Genomic DNA, 20,356 nt, shown 5'->3' on the forward strand with positions numbered 1-20,356 from the left:
CAATCATGCAAGTCAGTGAAGCCTGGTTAAGAGAACTGGTCAATCCGCCTGTCGCCACCGCCGAATTAGTCGCGCAACTGACCATGGCCGGTCTGGAAGTCGATGCTGTGACGCCAGTTGCGGCTGAATTTTCAGGTGTAGTGGTCGGTGAAGTATTATCTACCATTCAGCATCCTAACGCCGATAAACTCAGAGTTTGCCAAGTCAACGTTGGACAAGCCGAACCGTTGCAAATCGTTTGCGGTGCCAGTAATGTCAGGCCCGGTTTGAAAATTCCGGCAGCATTGATAGGTGCGGTATTGCCCGGTGATTTCAAAATAAAAGAATCCAAGCTGCGTGGTGAATTGTCGTTCGGCATGTTGTGCTCTGAAAAAGAATTAGGCCTGGCGGTAAGTTCCGAAGGTTTGATGGAATTGCCGGTTGATGCGCCGGTGGGTGTCGATATTCGCGACTATTTGGCGCTAAACGATAATGTGATCGAGCTCGGCTTAACCCCTAATCGCGCCGATTGCTTGAGCGTCGAAGGGGTTGCCAGGGAAGTGGCGGTGCTGAACAATCTGTCTTTCCAAGTGCCGACATTCGCCGCTATCGAGCCACAGCACCAAGAAACCTTGGAAGTTAAGGTTGAAGCGGCTGACGCTTGCCCTGTTTATCTGGGGCGTTTGATCAAAAATATCAATCCTACGGCGGTCACGCCATTGTGGATGCAAGAACGTCTGCGTCGTTGCGGTATTAGAAGTTTGAGTCCGGTTGTCGATGTCACCAATTATGTGTTGATCGAACTGGGGCAGCCGCTGCATGCCTTCGATGCCAATAAACTGAGCGCACCTATCGTGGTCAGACATAGTCGGGTCGGCGAGTCCTTGGCTTTGTTGAACGACCAAACTATAGAGCTGGATGGCGACGCCTTGGTCATTGCCGATCAGCAGCAAGCCTTAGCTTTGGCCGGCGTGATGGGTGGTAAGGACAGCGCGGTATTCGGCGAAACACGCGACATTTTCCTGGAATGTGCTTTTTTTACGCCAATCAATGTCGCCGGCAAGGCGCGTCAATTTGGCTTGCATACCGATTCATCGCATCGCTTTGAACGTGGCGTGGACTTTAATTTGCAGCGCCGCGCTATCGAACGCGCGACGCAATTGATTTTGGAGATCGCAGGAGGCAGTCCCGGTCCGGTTCAAGAAGCGATTAGCGCTACTGCGCTACCGGCTAGAGCGCCGGTCAAATTGCGCAGCCAGCGTATTGCCAAAGTATTAGGGATTCAATTCGGCGACGATGAAGTACATGTGCTGTTTGAAGGCTTGGGTATGCAGGTTCAGGTAGTCGAGAACGGTTGGGAAATTACCCCTCCGGGCTTTCGTTTTGATATTGCCATCGAAGAAGATTTGCTGGAAGAAATTGGCAGAATCTACGGGTATAACAATTTGCCCAGCAGCAGCTTGTTAATGCGTACCGAGCTTGGTAAGGCGCCCGAGGCGCAGCTACCGCTGGCACGATTGCAGGATTGCCTGGTTGATCGCGGTTATCAGGAGGCGATTACCTATAGCTTTGTCGATGAAGCGATGCAAAATGCCGTGGCTCCCGGCGAAGAATTTATCCGGATTCAGAACCCGATATCTTCCGAGTTAGCCGTGATGCGTACTACGCTATGGTGCGGCTTGCTAAACGCAGCCTTGTATAACCTAAATCGCCAACAGAATCGGGTGCGCTTGTTCGAAACCGGCCTACGGTTTTTCTATAAAGATGGGCAAATTCAGCAGCGAAAAATGTTATCCGGTCTAGCCTTAGGTACGGTTAACGCTGAACAGTGGGGTGAAAAAACCAGAAAGCTGGATTTTTTCGATATAAAAGCCGATGTGGAAGCTTTATTCGGTCTGACCGGCCTTAGAGTTGATTTCGTCGCCTTTCAACACCCGGCATTGCATCCCGGCCAAACCGCGCAAATTAACAATCGACGCGGCGAAGCGATAGGATTATTGGGTATGCTGCATCCGACGCTGGAAAAACAGTTAGGTTTTGGTAGTCCGGTGTTCTTGTTTGAACTGGATCAAGACGCCGTATTGCAACGCCAAGCGCCTAAATTTAGCGCTTTATCCAAATACCCGTCGGTGCGCCGCGATATGGCGTTGTTGGTTGAGGACGGCGTATCGGTTGCTGCGATTACCGGCGCTATTGAAGAGTGCCATGAGACGGCGATACGAGAAATATCGATCTTTGATATTTACCGGGGACAAGGTGTTGCGGAGGGATACAAGAGTGTCGCGTTAGCCTTGGTTTTGCAGGATTTTGCACAAACCCTTACCGACATCGAAATTGATGCTATATTTCGCAAAGTGCTGGACACTTTAGCGGCTAAACTGAATGCAAAATTGAGGGAGTGATTGTGGCATTAACCAAAGCAGATATTGCAGAGAAATTATTTGAAGATCTCGGCTTAAACAAGCGGGAAGCTAAAGAAATCGTAGAGTTGTTTTTCGACGAAATTAAAAAAAGTCTGGAGAGTGGGGAGCAAGTAAAAATCTCCGGGTTCGGCAAATTCGAGTTGCGCGATAAAAGTGGTCGTCCAGGTAGAAACCCAAAAACCGGTGAAGAGATTCCGATCACGCCGCGTCGTGTCGTGACTTTTAGAACGGGGCAAAAATTGAAAGCTCGAGTGGAAGCATATGCTGGAACCCAGTAATAACAACGAACTGCCGGTTATTCCAGCCAAACGTTATTTTACGATAGGTGAAGTGAGTGATCTTTGCGGCGTAAAGCCCCATGTATTGCGTTATTGGGAGCAAGAGTTTACCGAACTTAGCCCGGTGAAACGGCGAGGCAATCGTCGCTACTACCAGCGTCACGATGTGTTGCTGATCAGACAAATCCGCGCGTTGTTGTACGAGCAAGGCTATACCATAGGCGGCGCTCGGGCTCACTTGGCGAGCGGCGGTGCCAAAGAAGATAGCTTGCGCACCAAGCAGCTGATTCATCAAATGATAGGCGAGCTTGAAGATATTTTAGAGCTGCTGAAATAGTCATTCTTGAATAATATGATATTATGCGCGGCTTGCTTTCTTACGCGGAAGCAGACTTAAGCAATAAACATCGGGGCGTAGCGCAGCCTGGTAGCGCACTTGTCTGGGGGACAAGGGGTCGTGGGTTCGAATCCCGCCGTCCCGACCAAGTTTATTGTTAAGAATTCGCCATAACCCGCAAGTTACCTGACTTGGCGGGTTTTTTATTGTCTGAAAATTATAAATTACTATCGGAATAATCTTGGCGTTGGAGCCTGAGCGAAAAACAGGGCAGACGAATGAGTTTTATATTTAATGCATACGGCAACTACGGCAGCTTGTCTCATCAATATTCAGGGGCGGTGTTAATCCGATGCTGAACAGTCTAAAAAATAATATCGTTGTGCATCGCCCCGATGAGCTATCCAAACAATGGGCGCAGCGTATAGTCAATCGCTACGCGGCAAATGCCAAAGTCAGGTCCGTCGATATTCATTCGATCAATATCGGTACGTCGACGCGCTTGCGGCTTAGCGTCAATCATGAAGCGACGGGAATAGTCCCTAGCCGCTGGTTTGTAAAAACACCGTCGCTGGCAATAAAGTCCAGGGCGATTACCGCATTGCCGCGCTTATTGCATAAAGAAGTACATTTTTACAACTCGCTATCGCGCTCGACCCCGGTTAATCTACCGCAAATTCTCGCTGCGCAGAGCCGTTTCGGCCGTGGTACCACGTTAGTGATGGCCGATCTGGACGAACTCGGCTGTAAGCCCGGTTATACCGCCGATGCGTTGACTGTGGAGCAGGCTCGCAGGGTCGTAGAGAAACTGGCCGGTTTTCACGCTCATTATTGGAATAAAGCAGAATTACTGAAAACCCACCGCTGGCTAAATGGATTTAGTCATAACATCGAAAATCACATGGGTACTTTGTTGGCCGTACCGTTGATGAAGCGTGGATTGACTCTTGCCGGCAACTTGGTTCCCATCAAATTACATCATTCCGCATTGCGTTATGCTGCGGATCGTCGTCGAATTACGAAAATCTTGGCTTCTGGCGTACAGACTTTGGTGCATCACGACTGTCATCCCGGTAATTTATTCTGGAACCAAGGCGAACCGGGGTTTTTGGATTGGCAATTGGTGCGCATGGGTGAAGGCATTAGCGATCTTGCTTACTTCATGGCGACATCCCTCAAGCCGGAATGCCGTCGTCGTCATGAAAAACAATTACTGGAACTGTATCTGATCTCGCTAGCCAAGCACGGGATTGGGGGATTGGATGATGTTAGGTATTATCAGCGTTACCGCGCTCATCTGGTGTACCCATTCGAAGCGATGATTGTTACGTTGGCGATAGGTGGCATGATGGATGAGCACAGTAATTTGGAATTGATCGCCAGAGTTGCGGCTGCGATAGACGATCACGACAGCTATGCGGCATTAGCGATATAGATTCGAGTATTTAATCGTTGCGAGACGATGTGAGATTCAATGAGGTAAAAAACTGGTTTCGGTCGCTGTCGGCGGTGTAATAGTATCGATTGAAGTCGCCGCTGTTTTCGTCAAGGGAGTAACCCGCCGTTTGTTGTTCTTTATACTCGGTGTGAACGTATCCGCCCTTCCAGTTAATTTTCCAGTCGTCGTTAAAACGGTGTTCCAGATCCAAATCAACTACGTAGTCGTCGCGGTCTAAATGGGTGCCTAGTTTACCGTCTCCCAGATTTCGACTGATCGAAATGTCAGCCGGTCTGCGTCCCAACGCCGGAAGGGCCGGATTGCTGATAAGGTTTTGATGCTGGTAATTCAATTCCAACTCGAGTGTAGTGTTGGCGCTAATGTCCCAGGTCAGATTGGGTGCGACATTCAATTGTTGGTTGAAGCCGCAGGCCACAAAGGAGCCGTTATCCAGGTAATCTACGTTGGTCCGGTAACGTACGTCACCGCCGGCAGAGAGCGGGCCGGTTGCATCCAGGCTGGTCCGGAACAGATTGTAGGAGCCGAATTGCTGTTGCAGCGAATAATAAGGCGTTTTCAAGGCGTCCTTGGGCACGGCATTGATCAATCCACCGGGTTCCATGCGGCCGTACAGCACAGCTGCCGGGCCTTTTAGCACTTCGATTCTGTCCAGACTGGCGGTCGAAAGCGGCACAAAAGACAGCCACATGCCCTCGCGAAACACGCTGGTGCTGGAATACACGTCGAAGGGGGCAGTGCCGAAACCGCGGATCGTAAAAATGTCGTTCAAGTGGCCGCCGCCGAAGCCCGGTTGAACGCCCGCGACATTTTTGACCGCGTCTTGCAGGGTAATTGCCTGTTGGTCGTCCATCACCTTTCGCGTTACTACCTGGATATTGGCGGGGGTTTGCATAATCGGCGTATCGGTCTTCGTCGCGGTGGACGTACTGACGCGCGTGTAATCGGCGTTGTACGGGTCGGTCGAGTCGTAAACCGTTTTCCCGAGAACAGTCACAGCCGGTAGCGTCGCATCGCCGCCGGTTTCGGCTTGCTTGATCGCTACGGTGTCGGAGGCGGTGAAAGTATGTGCCAGACCGCTGCCGGCCAATAAACGGGCAACGGCCTGGGCGGCGCTGAAACGGCCTTCCACGGCGGTACCGGTCTTACCTTTGATAATGTCTTCGGCGTAAAACACGTGCAGACCGGTTTGTTGGCGTAGCATTCCCAAAGCGGAAGCCAGCGGTTGTGCGGGAATGCTGAGTGCGAAGGTAATTTCCTGCGCCGCTACGTTCAATGCGACGCCTGCCATTACGCCGCCCAACAAGGTTTTGGATAGTGAATACATACTCCCTCCTGTGGTGATTTTTTGCTTCACTATCCGGTAAGAGGGGATTTGGCGGCCGCAACCGCCACTTTTGACGAAAAATATTACGACAATCGGTTCGCCTTGAATCGTAACAGTGTGTTATCGGCAGGTGCCGTCCGACCTAACCGCCATGCTTTGCCGCGTGGCAGCGATGGGAAAGGCTAACGTTCCAGGACGATGAGGCCGGGCGATTTTTGTGCCGCTTTGACCGGCAATGCCGCGCTTATGACTTGCAAAGCAGCGTCCAGATTTTTGCTGGGAAAATCGCCGCTGACTTTTAAGGATCCGAGCGATGGGTCGGCCAAGCGGAGTTCAACATTGTGGTAACGGCTGAGTTGATTTAATGCGTCAGCCAACGGCGTATTATTGAACACCAGTAAATCCCGCTGCCAAGCGGTAACCTCGCCGGCATCGAACTTGGCCTGAGCGCTCAAACTGCCGCGCTGGTCGTAGCTGATTTGGCGGCCGGGCAGGAGTAATTCTCGGAGTGTGCTACTGGCGGTGGATACCTCCACTTCGCCCTCCAGCACACTCACGGTGGTGGTGTCGTGCCAACGGCTGACGTTGAAACGGGTGCCGACGTCGCGAATCCGTCCGGCCGCAGCGGCAACCTCGAAGGGCTTCATCGGATCGTGTACGACGTCGAACATCGCTTCACCTTGTTCCAGCGTCGCTTGCCGCGAATGCCATGTGTCTTTGACGCGCAATTGGGAATCGGTATTCAGCTCGATCTTCGAGCCGTCGCTTAAGATTATCCGAAGGCGCTGGCCTTTGGCGGTGGTATAGGTCGTGGTGTTTAACCATTGCCAGCTTAGCGGCGTTGCCGCGATTAACAGCGTTACCAGGGCAATACCGCGTAAATGCGCGCGCCGAGGTTTTTGAGTCTGCTTTTGCGCTTCCCGGAACCGGGCGCGGGCGTTTACCAATTGCGGGTCGGCTGGTTGTTGCGAGGATGCATCGAAACTCCGCCAAAGGCTTTCGGCATGCCGATAGGCAGGTAAATGGCGCGGGTCCGATGCCAGCCAAGCTTTAAATGCGCGCCGCTCGGTATCGGAGCTTGCGGTGTTGTGCAATTTCAATACCCAGCGGCCGGCTTGCTCAAATAGTTGGGGATCGGTCGAGTTCGTCATGGTTGGAGTGTATCGCATCTATCGGCTAAATCGGCAAATCGCGAGGTAAGGCCGCAGTCAATCGAGGTGGTCTTTCAGGGTAGCGCAGCAATGCGCCAGAGCTTTGGCGCAATAGCGTTCTACCGTGCGGCTAGGCAGCTTGAAGGCGTTGGCAATCTCCGCTTGCGGAATGCCGTCGATTCGATGGAGCAGAAAACAGGTTCTTACTATCTCCGGCAAGTCGTGTAACGCCCGCATGCTTAACCGGTATTTTTCCTGGCTTTCGGCGATACTGTCGGGTTGCGGATGCGGGCAAATATAGTTTTCGCAATCTGAACGCTCGTCTTCGATCAGGTCCAGCGACGGCCGGCGGAACTGGTCGGCACTCAAGTTGGAGGTGATCTTGAACAGGTAGGCGCGATGATTGTTGACTGCCGGCAGATCCGAATGTTGCAGCAGGCGAAGAAATGCATCCTGCACCAGATCTTCCGCGGATTCGTAATTGCCTTTTCGTTCCGCGAAGGCCAGCAATTCTTCACGGTGTCGGCGAAATAATTTATCCAATAGTTTATTGATAGTCATGCTGAAGGGGGTGCCTGATTCGTTTTGATGCTTTTAGGACAGTAAACGTCGTTTGCGCCTATCTGGAAATCTCAACGAACGAGCTGGTTTTATGTTTCCTTATATACGGTAAAAATAATCAGCAAAATTTAAACCATAATTGATTTGGAAATTCCTGAATACGCTTTTTATTGATAAGATTTTGTTTTATAAATGATTATTGGCACTGTTCAGAGCGGAGTTTCGCGCTGGCAGACAATAAAGATCCCGCCAGTGTGACGAACGGATTATAAAAATAGGGTAAATCACTTATTTTTCAGCTTAATCGGAAAAGAGCCAGTTTACGTTTGGATCACGGTTTCGCGGGACGGCATGGCGGAGGTTGCGTTGGAAGCTAGGCAAGCGTGTTCAATGCCTAATTACGGTGTATTTTTCAATTTCGGATGGACCCAAGTAAGCTGGCAAAATACCGCCGTATTCAGAGTCCGGTTAAAGGTGGCTAGATAGGCAGGTAGTTGATATTTCCGCCGACAATTCAAAGTGACGGAAGGCGGGAAGGTAACTTTGGGTGGAAACTAATCGCTGAGAATAATGAGTCGGCCACAATGCGCATACCAATTTTTATAGCTGTTATCGCAGTACTTGCCGGTTGCACGTCATCGGACGAAGGTAGTCCCGGCAAGAACGCCGGCTCAACCCAAGCAGAACCAGCATTAGTACTCGAAACGGCCGTTGCCGGCAAATGGCGAGACCCGGCCAATGCCGCTCGCGACAAATGGCGGCATCCGTTGCAAACGCTGGAGTTCTTCGGCGTCAACCCTCGACAGACCGTGATCGAAATTACGCCGGGTTACGGTTGGTATGCCGAAATTCTGGCGCCTTTACTTCGAGAAAACGGCCATTACATCGCTGCCGTGATAAACCCTGAGAGTGCCGTCAAAGACAACACCAAGAACTATTATGCGAAGCAAATCAACGCGCTTGAACGCAAATTGCATGCTTCGCCAGGGATATACGGCAGTCCTGAGATTCGGTTATTCGATGAGGCTAAGCCGGCGTTCGGTGAACCCGGTTCAGCGGATGCGGTGCTGACGTTCCGCAATGTCCATAACTGGCGGGAAGCGGGTAGCGTCGTATTGATGTTTAAAGGCTTTTTCGACGTACTTAAACCCGGCGGCACGCTGGGTTTGGTCGAACACCGGGCAAACGGCGATGTGACGGACGACGATTTCTCAGGCTATATCGGTCAAAACCAGCTAATTGCCTGGGCCGGCGCGGCCGGCTTTGTGTTGCAGGCCGCCAGCGAAATCAATGCCAACCCGGCCGACAGTAAAGACCACGAGGGTGGCGTGTGGTCTTTGCCGCCGTCGTATAGTCTTGGCAGCAAGGACAGGGATAAATACGCGGCGATTGGCGAAAGCGATCGCATGACCTTGCGATTTTTAAAACCTGAAACGGCGGGTAGTGCGGTTCAATAGATTTAGATAGTCATCCATAGACTACTGGAACCGCTCGGTTAGCGGAAGTATATAACGTTGACTAATTGCGGCGTTGGGGGTTTACTCCGTCAGGAGTTTTCTTTGTTAAAGGTGCCGAATCGATGAACGAAATACTGATTGCCGTGGCTGTTGAAAAGGATGGGAGCATTGCGCCGCATGCCGGCAGGGCGTCCCGTTGGCTGGTTTATGTCGCGGGAAACGAAGCGGAGGCGAGTCTGGCTTGGACGCTGGATTTAACCGATATCGGCAGCCTGCACGAATGGCATGTGCGCGGCGACGGCAACCGCCATCCGCTGCATTATGTCGATGTGGCGATTGCCGGGTCGGCCGGCGAAGGGGTTAAGCGTAACCTGCTGGAGAGAAACACCAAATTGCATACGACCATCGAGACTGCGCCGTTAAAAGCCGTTGCGGCCTATCTGGCCGGAGAGCTGGTTGACGGTCTGCCACATGAAGAACAACATTGCTTAAAGTCCGGCGAGTAGGAAGGCCGTATTAGCGGCTTGATAAGCGTGTTGTCTGTTTAGATTTTTTGCCCGGACCGAGCGATACACTGCCCGGCTTGCCGAGTTAAAACTCCCAAACGACTTTGCCGTAGAAGCCGCGCTGCACTTCGGCGGCTTGGGTGAAGGTTTCCTGGATGTATTCCAGGTGCTGGTTGTCCAATAGATTTTGTCCGACCAGGGATAACTCCACAGCGCGATTCAGTTTCCAGCCCAGACGCAGATCCAGCGTGGTGTAGGCTTTAATGTACGCGGGTCCGATCAGGGTGAAGGCGCTGGCGTTATCCACATAACGCAGCCAGGCGTCCAGGGTAATATCCGGCGTGGGATTTACCAGTGCCCGTAAAGAGGTTTTATGCTGCGGCGACACAGCTTCCTGGTAATACGGGGTGCTGGAGAGTTCGGTTTTCAGCACGCTATAGCTCAGATCCCAGCGCCACCAATCCAGCATCTTCCAAACCGCTGCCGTTTCCACGCCATACGTTTTGCCGTCGCCGGCATTGTCGATGATGAAAGGCTGTTTTATATAAAACGGCGCATTTGACAGGTCCGTCGCCCCCGGATGATAAGAGCGAAGATTTTTGTAATCGTTATAAAACAGGGATACGTCCAAGGAAATATTGTTGCCGGGTGTATAGCGGTAGCCCGTTTCATACGCCAGCACGTGTTCGGCCTGATACGCGTTGGAGCCGGTTACCGCCAGCGCCAGCGGCAATGAGCTGTTATTTTGGGCGGTAAATGGCGGTACGACTTGGCCTATCAATTCCATATGTGCGTCCACCCGCGAGGGGATACGTACGCCGCGCGAGACCGCCGCCCATAGCCGGTGGTTGGGGTCCGGTCCCCAGAGCAGCCGTGCGGTGGGTTGCACCTCGATGCCGGTATAGTCGTTATGCTCCAGTTTGGAACCCAGGGTTAGCCATAACTTCTCGTCGACCAAGGCCATTTGGTCTTGTAGAAAAGTACTGAAATAACTCTCGCCACGACTGACGGGATTGAAATTAAACACGTTAGCCTTAATCTGCGTCACCGCACTATAAGTGTAGCGATAGCCGGCCCCCCAAATTATTTCGTTCCAGTGGGTTAACGCAAAGCGGTGTTGAAAATCGGCGTCTCCGGTATAGCGTTGTTCTTCTATATAGCTTTCCTTGCGGTCGTAGGTGTCCAAATATAATTGCAGCGCGTAGTTGGAGGTGTCGGAGATGCGGTGTTGCAGACGGCTGATCAAATTACCGCCGGTGGCTTGCGCCTGGTCGGCGATGGTCTCGCGGTAAGGTGCGCTTAGCGACGCCAAACCTATCTGCTGGTTTAAGTCGGCATGATAGATGTCGCCTTGCAGCGTCGCGTTGTCGGCGGCGGACCAGTTTGAATCCAGCCGAAAGCCGCCTTGCATTTTACTCCAGGCGTCGCCGGCGGGCTGGCCGGCAGGTCTGCTCATACTGTCGCGGTCAAAACCCTTGATATACGCCCGGCCGCTGGTGTATTCGTTCAGTTTGCCGCCGTAGCGGAATGCGCCGAAGCCGCGCTCCTCGTTGCCGCCGCCGGCGCTGAACAAGCCGCCCTGCGTGTCCGCGGAGTGTTTGGTGATGATGTTAATCACGCCGTTGACGGCGTTGGCCCCCCACAGCGCCGCGCCGGAGCCGCGAATTACTTCGATGCGCTCTACGTCTTCCAGCATCACGTCCTGCAATTCCCAATACACGCCGGAGAAGGCGGGGGTGTAGACGTTTCTGCCGTCGATCAGTACCAGCAACTTATTGGAAAACCGGCCGTTAAAACCGCGCGAGCTGACCGCCCATTTATTAGAGTCGATACGGCCGACATCGATGCCGGGAGCCAGGCGTAGCGCGTCGGGAATATTAGTGGCACCGGCGCGTTTGATATCGTCGTTACTGATCACGAATACCGCTGCCGCCGCATCGCCGCGCGCTTGGGATTTTTTAGAAACCGATGTGATGGAGACCTTCATCAGTTCTTCTATATTCAAATCGGTTAAGTCGGTGTCGGCCGAGACAGATGCCGCGTACTTAGCAAAGTAGAGTGCAGCCATCCAAACGGCGCAAAGGTGTTTTTTCATTGATGATGCAAAAGGCGGATCGAGAGGCAATGTCGCTTCGCTGATTGATTTGTATGTGGTTAATGTAGCGTAGCTTGGATTTATCACAAAGTTTTGCGCCGGATTTTCGCGCTAACGGTATGCCGATGACCAAGTTTGGTGTTGTGGCAGCGGTTGCGGTGCGGTCAAATCGGCGGATGATTTGCGTTGTCTTACGGCGGGGAGAGTGCCGGATAAAGCACGCGAGGCGCCTGGGCCCGGTGATACGGCTTCAGCCGGCCGGCAGTTTGCGGCAGAATGTTGATTGAGCCTGTCGTGGTTTAGCGGCGTAACCGGCTGTTAGGGAAATAGCGCCAACGACGTCGGCGCGGGGCGCTAAACCTCAGCCCACATCCGCAGCAGGTTGTGGTAACAGCCGGTCAGATTGACAGTCGGCGCGCTGTCGCCCGATGTGTTGCGCAATTCCAGGATAGCCATATCCATTTCGAACAGCAGGCGGCGGCGTTCGGTTTCCCGCACCATGCTCTCCAGCCAAAAAAACGAGGCCAAGCGCGCGCCGTGCGTGACAGGTTCCACCCGATGCAGACTGGAACCCGGATACAGCACCATATCACCGGCCGCCAGTTTCACCGCGTGTTCGCCGTAGGTATCTTCGATGATCAGTTCGCCGCCTTCGTAACTGTCCGGGTCGGCCAGAAAGAGGGTCGCCGACAAATCGGTGCGCACCCGTTCGCCGCTGATTTGGCAATGGCGGATGGCGTTATCGATGTGATTGCCAAAAGTATTGTGTTCGCCTGAATAACGATTGAACAGCGGCGGGAAAATCTTTTTCGGCAGTGCTGCGGATAAAAACAGCGGGTTGCGGTTCAACGCCTCCAGCACGGTGGCGCGGGCGGCCTGGCTTTGCTCGGTTTGCTCCGGTAATTGCCAGTTGTTTTTCACTTGCGCCGACTGACTGCCGGCGGTGATGCGGCCGTCCGCCCATGGGGCATCGGCCAATAGCTCGCGGACTGTTTGCAGCTCGGTTTGAGAGAGGACTTCCGGAATTTCAATCAGCATGGTTTAACCCGATATGGCTTGCAGCGCAAAAAACACCGCCAAACCCATTGACCCAAATCCTAAACCCGCTGCCGCAATGCGATTGCCGTGCAGACGGGTCCATAGCAAAGTCCCGGTCAAGCTCAGCAGCAGCAAACCGCCGGCCAAGGTATCGACCAGCAGTACCCAGCCCACGCTCATGCCAGTGCCTTTATGCAGATTGTTCAGTGTGTTCAACAAGTTTGCCTCGCCTTGCTTGACCGTGACAAAAGCATTGCCTTCCCAATAGTCCGCGGACAGCATCTTTTGCGGGTTACGAACGTTGATTTGCCAGGACGCCGGTTGCTGCACGGCTTGATTGTTCCAGGTCACGGTCTTGCCGGGTTCCTTGCGAATTTTGGCGTTGGACGTATCGACGCCCAAGGTTTGGCTCAGCCAGGCGGCCATTGCCTTGGGATCGGCGGGGCGGGGTTCCGGCAGCGCCAACTGGATTTCTTTTTGTTCCATACGGCCGATGGGGATTTTCAGCACATCGCGGTGATTGAGCAAAATCCCGGTAAAACCGAAGAGCAAACCTAGGGCTGCGCCCCAAAGCCCGAACCAGGCATGGGTGCGGCGCAGCCACTTCAGGAACGCGCCGCGTGACAGGTTTTTCGGTAAAAACAGATAGCCACCGTTGGTTTTCTTGGGCGGGCGGCTGGCTGGCGGAAATAATGGGTCGGTAGCTGTATTCATTATATTTTCTGCTTAATATTTAAAGTTTACCGTGACTTGGCCGGATACCGGTACACCGGGCAGGGCCGAGTTTTGCTGGCCGGATTCGTAGTAAACGGTATTGCCCAGATTGAACACATTGAGCTGCACGTCGTAATGTTTTTGATGATAAGCCAATACTGCGTCCACTCGCGCGTAACCCGGCAGAACCGCTTCGTTGACGCTGTCGGCATAGCGGTCGGTAGCGTAAAACACGCCGCCGCCCAGTTCCCAGTTTTCGGTCAAGTGATAGCTGGTCCAGGCCACGCCGCTATGTTTTGGCACGTTGACCGAAGTCATACCTTGCATGGATTTCAGCAAGCCGCTGACCTGACCGGTGGCGGTGGTGGTGGATTTAAGAATTTTGCCATCCAGGTAAGCATAAGTTAGCGAAACATCCCAGGCTGGCAACACTTCGCCGGCCAAACCCAGTTCAAAACCGTCCGTGCGCTGTTCGCCGCCCAACACTTGTAACGCGGTGTTGTTGGGGTCGGTGACCCGTGCGTTGGTTTTTTCCAGCCTGAACAATGCGCCGGTGGCGGATAATCGGCCGTTCAGGAAGTCCAGTTTGGCGCCAATCTCGTAGTTGTTATTGGTTTCCGGCGGCAGATTGGCATTGCTTGCCGCGATACTTAGACTTTCCGCCGATGGATTGAACGAATTGCCGTAACTGAAGTAGTAGGATTGCGATTTGGTGGGTTGATAAACCAAGCCACCGCGCGGGCTCCATTGCGCATCGCTACGGCTGAAACTGCCGGCGGCGCTGAGGCGGTCGAACTGCTGCGCGTCGAAGACGTTGTAGCGCGTACCGCCGAGCAGCTTCCATTCCGGCGTCAGTTCGATTTGATCCATGATGTAACCGGCGTAGTATTGAGCTTGCGTCAATCGATTGGTGGTCAGCGTGCCGCTGAAATCGTTGGCCAGGCCTCTAACGCTGGCTGTGACGAATGGATTAAATACCGAGATTCGATCTACCCCCGTCGAATCTTTGGACTTGAAGTCGTAATCTTCCCAGCCGAATTCGCTACCGAACATCAAAGTATTGTTAAAGCCGAACAAGGGTTTTTTATAAACGAAGTCGGTCTGGTTGTAGACGTTTTCCTGGATGTTTTGCCGCAGGGCTTGGGTGCGGGCTATCGTTCCCACATTGGCGCCGGTCAGAGCCGCCGCACCGGAAAATAAATGGGTCAGATATTTGCGATCATAATCGCCGTAACGCACCGTATTTTTAACCGAGAAATCGGCATTGAACCGGTGCGTCAGCGCCACGGTGGCGACGTTGACGTCGGTATCCATCATCCGGTTGTCGGTAAAGCCGTAAAAAGTGTTGATAGGTACACCGGCTGGCCGGCCTCGATACATAGGTACGCCATAGTCGAATACGCCTTCCTCTTGTTGATGCAGCAGATTTAACGACAAGTCGGTATCCGGCGTAATCTTGAGCGCAAACGACGGCGCGATGCCCCAGCGGCTGGTCTGATTGTAATCGCGGAACGAGCCGGCATCCTGATACATCACGTTCAGACGGGCCGACAGGTCCTGATAGGCGGTTTCCGCATCGATTGCGGTGCGTTTGAAGTCGTATAAGCCGTACGTGAAATTGCCGTTGACGCCGGTTTTGCCGGTCGGTTTCTTCGCAACCTGATTGATCACGCCGCCGGTGGCGCCGCGGCCGAATAATACCGAGGAGGCGCCTTTCAAGACTTCCGCTCTTTCGATGAAAAAGGTATCGCGATTGTATTGGCCGTTGTCCTTAACGCCGTCCAGATATTGGTCCGAACTGGCGGCGAAACCGCGCAGGGTAATTGAGTCGCCGGTGCGGCCGCCTTCGCCGGCAGCGATGGTCAGGCCGCTGACGTTTTTCAAGGCGTCGCGCAAGTTGAAGGCATTTTGCGATTCGATCAATTCCTTTTTCACCACACTGACCGATTGTGGAATATCGCGCAATTCCATTTCGGTTTTACTGCCGGTAGTGGCGGAATCAGCCTTGAAGCGGGTGTTTTTATCGCGATTGGCTTTAACCTTGACGTCTTTCAACACGACTTCCTGGTCGTCGTTGGCTGTTACGTCGGCGGTCGGCTCGGCGGCAAATGCCACTCCGCTCAATGCCGCGCCCAGCGGTAATAGCGCTCCCAGACGCCATTTGGCGGCGGCGTTTTTTTTGGTGGTCGAACGGTTTGCGGACATAGTATTCCCTTGATAAGCATTAGTGATATTGCTGGCTGCCTGGCAGGGAATGCTGGGTGGCTAAGATTTTCGGTGTACGTGCCGGTATTGTGGGCCGGCGATCGATCCGTATTCGAGATTCACCGATTCCAAAGTGTTGGAAATGAGTTGACTCTCAAATAATAACGATTCTCATTTTAATTTTTTTGACGGTAATGTCAACTTCGGAAATGGTTGTCAGTTTGTTTCCCATATGGAAATCGAACGTTGGAAGCACGCCATACATTTGATGCTTTCGATTGGCACAGGCGTTTAGCAACCTCAGGGCTTGCGCAAATCAAGCTTTTCGGACGGAAGCGGCAAACGTCCTCCAAATATCCATACGGGGAAGCGACGCTTTACTTTTTAAATGAGAATGATTATTATTTGAAGCAAGTTCAAATTAAGCTTCCGTACCGTGAAAAGACTATTTCCTATATTTCGTGAACCTTCGGTTGTGAGGCTGGCAATTGCGCCTGAAGTGTTGGCGGCATTGGTCGAAAAAGGTGAAATCCATGCCACGGATTTCCGGTGTCTGGATTTGGGTTCGAAGCAGATCGTTTGGAAGATGTTTCTGGCTCAGGCAAAGGCCAAACTCAGCCGCGGCTTAGTCGGTTCTGATCGGCAATAAATCAAGCGCTTTAAATTTTTTACACAATCCCTAACGATTTTGAAGGAGTAAACGTATGAGCAAGAAACCCTGTACCCACGAATGTCTGGCGGCTACCGAATTCAGTAAAGTCTTGATTTGTCGCGAATGCGGTGTCGTACACCTTCATCTACAGAATATGTCCTTGCGCCTAGAGGTGAACGAGTTCCTGAGTTTTGCCGATACCATGGCGGAAGCCTCGCATCAGGCCAGAGCCGGCCGGAAAGACAAAAGCAAACGCGCGGGTTTCACCGTCGTTAAATCCAGCACGAGGCTCAATTGAAGAATTTACCTTGGGCCAACAGTGAAATGGGAGAGGGCATGAAATACTATCCAGGATTGATCTTTATTGCGTTGATTTCAGCCGCACTATCTTTTTATTTCGTTACGGCAATTCTGTTTCCCGACACCAGCGCGAACATAGCCGCTGAATTTCGCGGCGACGGTGCGGAGGTCATGTGGATAGCGTTAGCAGCGGTAACGATAGCCGTGGCAATTTACGCTAAAAGTAATAAAAGGCTGATCGACCGCGTACTTAGCGGTCAGGCCAATATCCAAGAAGTCGCGGAATCTATTTTTAGGTTCGGTTTTTTTAAGAAAAAAGATTGATTACATCTCCGGTACCCTCCTAAGCGGCAGACGAAAATAAGCTACTGCCTCGGCAGAGTCTCCGGAGGCCGCAAGTTGTAAGTGACGGCAATCCAATTCGTGCGGGTTGACTATTACAGTTCAGTGTCGTCAAGGCCAAGGGCGTCGCCCTTAAATTGTCTTCAAGCCAATTGGACTCCCACCATTACAATCATGCAGCGCTACGTTTGGCGGCATTTTTCCTTTTTTCGGCAACGGATTGCCTGCAAAGTCACGACCGAACTACACTGCCAAGCCAAGCCATTTTTCCTTCGCGGTCGAGACCTTATGAAGTTTTTATTTGTATACCCGTTGATATTTGCCGGTCAATTATTCGCGGCTTACCAGTTTCCTTGCCGGGCAGCAGAATATAGCCGCGGACAAGTCGAAGCAATGCTTAACGATGCCGGCCGTCAGCCAGCCAAATTCGCCAACAAAGACCTTGCCGGTCTGGACCTGTCGGGCATCGACTTTAAAGGCGCCGATTTGTTTTCCGCCAACCTAAACGGCTGCAATTTAGACAGGGCGAACTTACGCGGCGCTAACTTGAACCGGGCGCAGTTGAGTAAAGCGACTTTGAGACACGCCGATTTGTCCAACGCCAGCTTGTATGCGGTTGTGCTGGATCATGCCGACTTGTCCGACGCGAACCTGAGCAACAGCCGAATCATCGGATTGGCGAATGGGGTTAATTTGAGTAGGGCTCAACTCTCCGGTGCGGATTTGGGGGCGGATATGGCAAATCAAGGCATGGCGCCGGCTCGAGTGGAGATGAATAATGCCGTGCTGACCGGCGCCGATCTGAGCGGCGCCAATTTTACGCATGCGATATTGACCTACGCCAAAATGCAAAATGTAAATTTGCGAAAAGCCCGCTTGCAATGGGCAGACTTGTCGGGTGCGGATTTGAACAGTGCCGAATTGACCGATGCCGACTTTCGCCACGCTAATTTCGACGGGATAAGTTTAAAAAACGCCACCGGTCTGGATTCTGTGTTGGGCTTACGGAAAGGCGGTTCACAGCCTTGATGCGTGCAACCAAACACATCCTTATTGGGAGGAACTCATCCGGTGTTAGTGCCGGTATTTTGAGTTACCGGCTGTGGATAAGTAAAAAGAAAACGGCTAGAAGGCGGGTAGTTTGGGCGATCCGTTTCCGGCTTTTAAAAAATAGCGTGGTTAATCCACATTATGTGGCCATGTAAATCCACGTTAACGAGCTGGATTGGCTGAATATGCTGTCTGCCGAGGCGGTACGCAGCCGGTTTAAGCGGAAGGATTGATAGGCACATTCTGCCCTATCCGCCACAATACCCCGCAGGGGGCGGTCAGGATGAAGTCGCGCATGCCCCAGGGTTGCAGTGCCGGCGGCTCAAGGCGTACGCCGTATTTTTCCGCCGGATTCAGCGCTTCGATTTGCCGCCACCAGGCATCCACATTTTCCACCAGCAAATGCATCATCAGATTCTCGGCCAAGCCGGGGTGGTAGTAATCCTGCAGCAGAAACGCCGCGTGGCCGTGGTGAAAATAAGCGACGCCGTCGCCGGAAGAGGCCAGGGTAAAGCCTATATCTCGGTAGAAACGTAGCGATAGCTCGAAATCCTTGGCGGGCACGAAGGCCTTGATTTCGGTGACGGTTAAGTTCATGAAAGCTTCTCCCGTTATTGTTTAACGATGCCGGCTAACTGTCGCGCCGACCGGCGGTGGAACCGGCCGGCGCCAAGCAGGCTCAAGCCAAACGGCATCAGCCAAATCGCTGCCGGTAGCGGCACTGTGGCGGGCGTTAGTGGAATCACATTGCCTTGTCCCGTCCCGTAAACCGCCTGCAATGCGCTGATCATGTCGTCTTGCAGCGCAAACAGCGGGCCGTTGTAGGCGGAAAGCTGCCCGTCGCCGCCGGCAGCGTTTTCGTCCAGCGCATGGCCCATGCCCAGCGAATGGCCTAGTTCGTGCTGTGCCACACCGTAAAACAGTGCCAGCGACCAGTCGTTGCCGAAGCGTTCGGCGTTAAAGACGATGTCGCCGGCCAGGCCGCTGCCTTCGTGGGGAAAGTAGGCGTAAGCATTGGCGCCGTCGATATGGGCGACTTGGCCGATGCGAATATCTGCCAGGCCGGTGGGATAGTATTCGCCGCTTTCCGGTGCAGGCCCGGCATCAGCGACTTCCCGGAAGGTGATCGGCAGGATCTCCGCGTAATCCCGCAGTGCCGCTTCGAATGCGCTGCGCAACAAGTCGGCAGCGATGGGTTGGCCGCTACGGGCATCCAGGATGTTGCCGTGCAGCAGATTGGCGTAGCTGTAGCTTAATTCGATGGCCGAACCGGGGCCGGCCGGTTGCGGCCAACTGGAATACATCGGAAAGTAAGCCGCTTCGGCGTTGCCAGTCGCCAGCGCCGATAGCAATATCAAACGTTTCATGCGGATTTCCTCCGGCTGCGGCCGAACCAGCCGAGCAGCGTGCTGCCGAATAGCCACGCAGAGGCGGGCAGCGGTACCGCTGTGACTTGCCAGCCGATGTCGCTGAAGCCAGCGTAATCCAGGCGGGTCATCAGCTCACGCTGACCGCGCACGGTACTGGGATCCATCAGCGTTTCCTGGATAATACCGTCCACGTCGCTGTTAACGCCTTCCGCCCAGTGGCTGTAAAAGCTGTCCAGCGGCACCGGGCCGCCGTAAACGGCGGTAGAGGCCGCACCGGTAAAGGTATGGCCGGTTTCGTCGATTTGGCTGAACCAGGAGTCGGCGGTGCCGAAGCCGAGAATGTGGCCCAGCTCGTGAGTGGCGGTGGTTAAAAAGTCCGGCCGGCCAGGGGATAGTCCGGCGGCGGCGCCGAAGTACCAGTCCTGCGCGGCGTTGAACCAGATATAGCCGCCCCAAACGCCGTAATCGCTGGCGGAATCGCCGCTGGTGTTCGTTTGGCCACGGCTATTGACATCTGCAACGAACGCTGCGGAACCGTTGGCGTTCAAATTGCTACCGGTGCCGGCAAAACCCAACACGCCGGGGGCCGAAGGCGAGCCGCCGACATAGACGCGGATGGTGTCGGCCGCGACCGACAGGTCGGTCAAAGTCAGCGGCGGTCCGCCCAGGCTGGGATGGGTGATGGTCACCGACCAGGTATCGCCGGCTTGCGGGGAGATCGGCGTCAAGTGGTCGCTAAAGCGGGCGTAAGTGCCGGCGGCCAGTTCCAACAGGGCGCGGCGTTCGGCAATGGGTTCGCCGCTGACGGAATCCGTGAAAAAACCGCGGGTGTCGTAACTATAATCAAACTGAACGGTAATCGCCCGGGCCGGAAAGGCCATGGCCGGTAATGCCAATGCCGCGGCCAGACGCATGGCGCGGGCGGCATTGCGCCCGAGGCCCGGTATTGCCGATTTGCTGGGGGGCATCCGTTGGTTAATAGGTTTGGATAGGCAAGACATGAAAATGGCTCCGAAAATTTGAAAATTAAGGTGCCGCCATCCCTGGCAGCTTTGTTAACGTCTCTTCGATTAAGTACCGCGATCCCTGTGGCTGGGTTAACGGATCGTCCTTAA

The 20,356-nt window shown here is 53.5% G+C and carries 20 protein-coding genes and 1 tRNA gene; 11 read left to right on the plus strand and 10 right to left on the minus strand.

The window, feature by feature from the left end:
* Positions 1-5: 5 nt before the first annotated feature.
* The 5 genes from pheT to ACH50O_RS03370 all read left to right on the plus strand — a co-directional run bounded on the left by pheT (position 6) and on the right by ACH50O_RS03370 (position 4,452).
* On the plus strand, positions 6-2,381 hold the full coding sequence (pheT, locus tag ACH50O_RS03350; protein ID WP_446810629.1) for a phenylalanine--tRNA ligase subunit beta: 2,376 nt from the start codon (positions 6-8) through the stop codon (positions 2,379-2,381).
* Between the two features lie 2 nt (positions 2,382-2,383).
* Positions 2,384-2,680, plus strand: coding sequence for an integration host factor subunit alpha (ihfA, locus tag ACH50O_RS03355; RefSeq protein WP_026146839.1), 297 nt, complete (start codon positions 2,384-2,386; stop codon positions 2,678-2,680).
* Positions 2,664-3,017 (plus strand): MerR family transcriptional regulator, encoded by a 354-nt coding sequence (locus ACH50O_RS03360; protein ID WP_446810630.1) that lies wholly within the window; start codon positions 2,664-2,666, stop codon positions 3,015-3,017. The genes ihfA and ACH50O_RS03360 overlap by 17 nt, the downstream gene beginning before the upstream one ends.
* 71 nt (positions 3,018-3,088) lie before the next feature.
* Positions 3,089-3,165 (plus strand) — tRNA-Pro (locus ACH50O_RS03365).
* A gap of 204 nt (positions 3,166-3,369) precedes the next feature.
* Complete coding sequence (locus ACH50O_RS03370; protein ID WP_446810631.1) at positions 3,370-4,452, plus strand: phosphotransferase; 1,083 nt, start codon at positions 3,370-3,372, stop codon at positions 4,450-4,452.
* 10 nt (positions 4,453-4,462) lie between these two features.
* Here ACH50O_RS03370 and ACH50O_RS03375 read toward each other — a convergent pair whose 3' ends face one another.
* The 3 genes from ACH50O_RS03375 to ACH50O_RS03385 all read right to left on the minus strand — a co-directional run bounded on the left by ACH50O_RS03375 (position 4,463) and on the right by ACH50O_RS03385 (position 7,512).
* Positions 4,463-5,800 (minus strand): TonB-dependent siderophore receptor, encoded by a 1,338-nt coding sequence (locus ACH50O_RS03375; protein WP_446810632.1) that lies wholly within the window; start codon positions 5,798-5,800, stop codon positions 4,463-4,465.
* Between the two features lie 182 nt (positions 5,801-5,982).
* Complete coding sequence (locus ACH50O_RS03380) at positions 5,983-6,951, minus strand: FecR family protein (RefSeq protein ID WP_446810633.1); 969 nt, start codon at positions 6,949-6,951, stop codon at positions 5,983-5,985.
* A gap of 57 nt (positions 6,952-7,008) precedes the next feature.
* Positions 7,009-7,512, minus strand: coding sequence for an RNA polymerase sigma factor (locus ACH50O_RS03385; protein WP_446810634.1), 504 nt, complete (start codon positions 7,510-7,512; stop codon positions 7,009-7,011).
* A gap of 584 nt (positions 7,513-8,096) precedes the next feature.
* On the opposite strand from ACH50O_RS03385, the gene ACH50O_RS03390 reads away from it, so the two are divergent.
* Positions 8,097-8,969, plus strand: coding sequence for a class I SAM-dependent methyltransferase (locus ACH50O_RS03390; protein ID WP_446810635.1), 873 nt, complete (start codon positions 8,097-8,099; stop codon positions 8,967-8,969).
* Between the two features lie 122 nt (positions 8,970-9,091).
* Positions 9,092-9,475 (plus strand): NifB/NifX family molybdenum-iron cluster-binding protein, encoded by a 384-nt coding sequence (locus ACH50O_RS03395; RefSeq protein WP_446810636.1) that lies wholly within the window; start codon positions 9,092-9,094, stop codon positions 9,473-9,475.
* An 85-nt stretch (positions 9,476-9,560) separates the two neighbouring features.
* Here the strand turns inward: ACH50O_RS03395 and ACH50O_RS03400 are convergent, their stop codons facing one another.
* From ACH50O_RS03400 to ACH50O_RS03415, 4 genes are all read right to left on the minus strand, one after another.
* Positions 9,561-11,543 carry a TonB-dependent receptor plug domain-containing protein gene (locus tag ACH50O_RS03400; RefSeq protein ID WP_446810637.1) on the minus strand — a complete coding sequence of 661 codons (1,983 nt, stop codon included), beginning with the start codon at positions 11,541-11,543 and terminating at the stop codon, positions 9,561-9,563.
* Positions 11,544-11,924: 381 nt separating this feature from the next.
* Positions 11,925-12,608 carry a Fe2+-dependent dioxygenase gene (locus ACH50O_RS03405; RefSeq protein ID WP_446810638.1) on the minus strand — a complete coding sequence of 228 codons (684 nt, stop codon included), beginning with the start codon at positions 12,606-12,608 and terminating at the stop codon, positions 11,925-11,927.
* 3 nt (positions 12,609-12,611) lie between these two features.
* Positions 12,612-13,322: a PepSY-associated TM helix domain-containing protein gene (locus ACH50O_RS03410; protein ID WP_446810639.1), complete on the minus strand. Its 711-nt coding sequence runs from the start codon at positions 13,320-13,322 to the stop codon at positions 12,612-12,614.
* Between the two features lie 12 nt (positions 13,323-13,334).
* Positions 13,335-15,527 carry a TonB-dependent receptor gene (locus ACH50O_RS03415; protein ID WP_446810640.1) on the minus strand — a complete coding sequence of 731 codons (2,193 nt, stop codon included), beginning with the start codon at positions 15,525-15,527 and terminating at the stop codon, positions 13,335-13,337.
* Between the two features lie 475 nt (positions 15,528-16,002).
* On the opposite strand from ACH50O_RS03415, the gene ACH50O_RS03420 reads away from it, so the two are divergent.
* The 4 genes from ACH50O_RS03420 (at position 16,003) to ACH50O_RS03435 (ending at position 17,850) form a co-directional block, all read left to right on the plus strand.
* A complete protein-coding gene (locus ACH50O_RS03420; protein ID WP_446810641.1) occupies positions 16,003-16,176 on the plus strand; it encodes a hypothetical protein in 174 nt (57 codons plus the stop codon).
* 55 nt (positions 16,177-16,231) lie between these two features.
* A complete protein-coding gene (locus ACH50O_RS03425) occupies positions 16,232-16,477 on the plus strand; it encodes a hypothetical protein (RefSeq protein WP_446810642.1) in 246 nt (81 codons plus the stop codon).
* Positions 16,474-16,803: a hypothetical protein gene (locus tag ACH50O_RS03430; RefSeq protein WP_446810643.1), complete on the plus strand. Its 330-nt coding sequence runs from the start codon at positions 16,474-16,476 to the stop codon at positions 16,801-16,803. The genes ACH50O_RS03425 and ACH50O_RS03430 overlap by 4 nt, the downstream gene beginning before the upstream one ends.
* 306 nt (positions 16,804-17,109) lie before the next feature.
* A complete protein-coding gene (locus ACH50O_RS03435; protein ID WP_446810644.1) occupies positions 17,110-17,850 on the plus strand; it encodes a pentapeptide repeat-containing protein in 741 nt (246 codons plus the stop codon).
* Between the two features lie 237 nt (positions 17,851-18,087).
* On the opposite strand, the gene ACH50O_RS03440 is transcribed toward ACH50O_RS03435, so the two are convergent.
* The 3 genes from ACH50O_RS03440 to ACH50O_RS03450 are packed head-to-tail and all read right to left on the minus strand — an operon-like array spanning position 18,088 to position 20,242.
* Positions 18,088-18,468 (minus strand): VOC family protein, encoded by a 381-nt coding sequence (locus ACH50O_RS03440; protein ID WP_446810645.1) that lies wholly within the window; start codon positions 18,466-18,468, stop codon positions 18,088-18,090.
* Between the two features lie 14 nt (positions 18,469-18,482).
* The gene (locus ACH50O_RS03445) at positions 18,483-19,238 is read right to left on the minus strand and encodes a matrixin family metalloprotease (RefSeq protein WP_446810646.1); all 756 of its coding nucleotides are present in this window, start codon (positions 19,236-19,238) and stop codon (positions 18,483-18,485) included.
* The gene (locus ACH50O_RS03450; protein WP_446810647.1) at positions 19,235-20,242 is read right to left on the minus strand and encodes a peptidase M10A and M12B matrixin and adamalysin; all 1,008 of its coding nucleotides are present in this window, start codon (positions 20,240-20,242) and stop codon (positions 19,235-19,237) included. Before ACH50O_RS03450 ends, ACH50O_RS03445 begins: the two co-directional genes overlap by 4 nt.
* Between the last annotated feature and the right edge of the window lie 114 nt (positions 20,243-20,356).

It is taken from the genome of Methylomonas sp. 2BW1-5-20 (assembly GCF_052474515.1).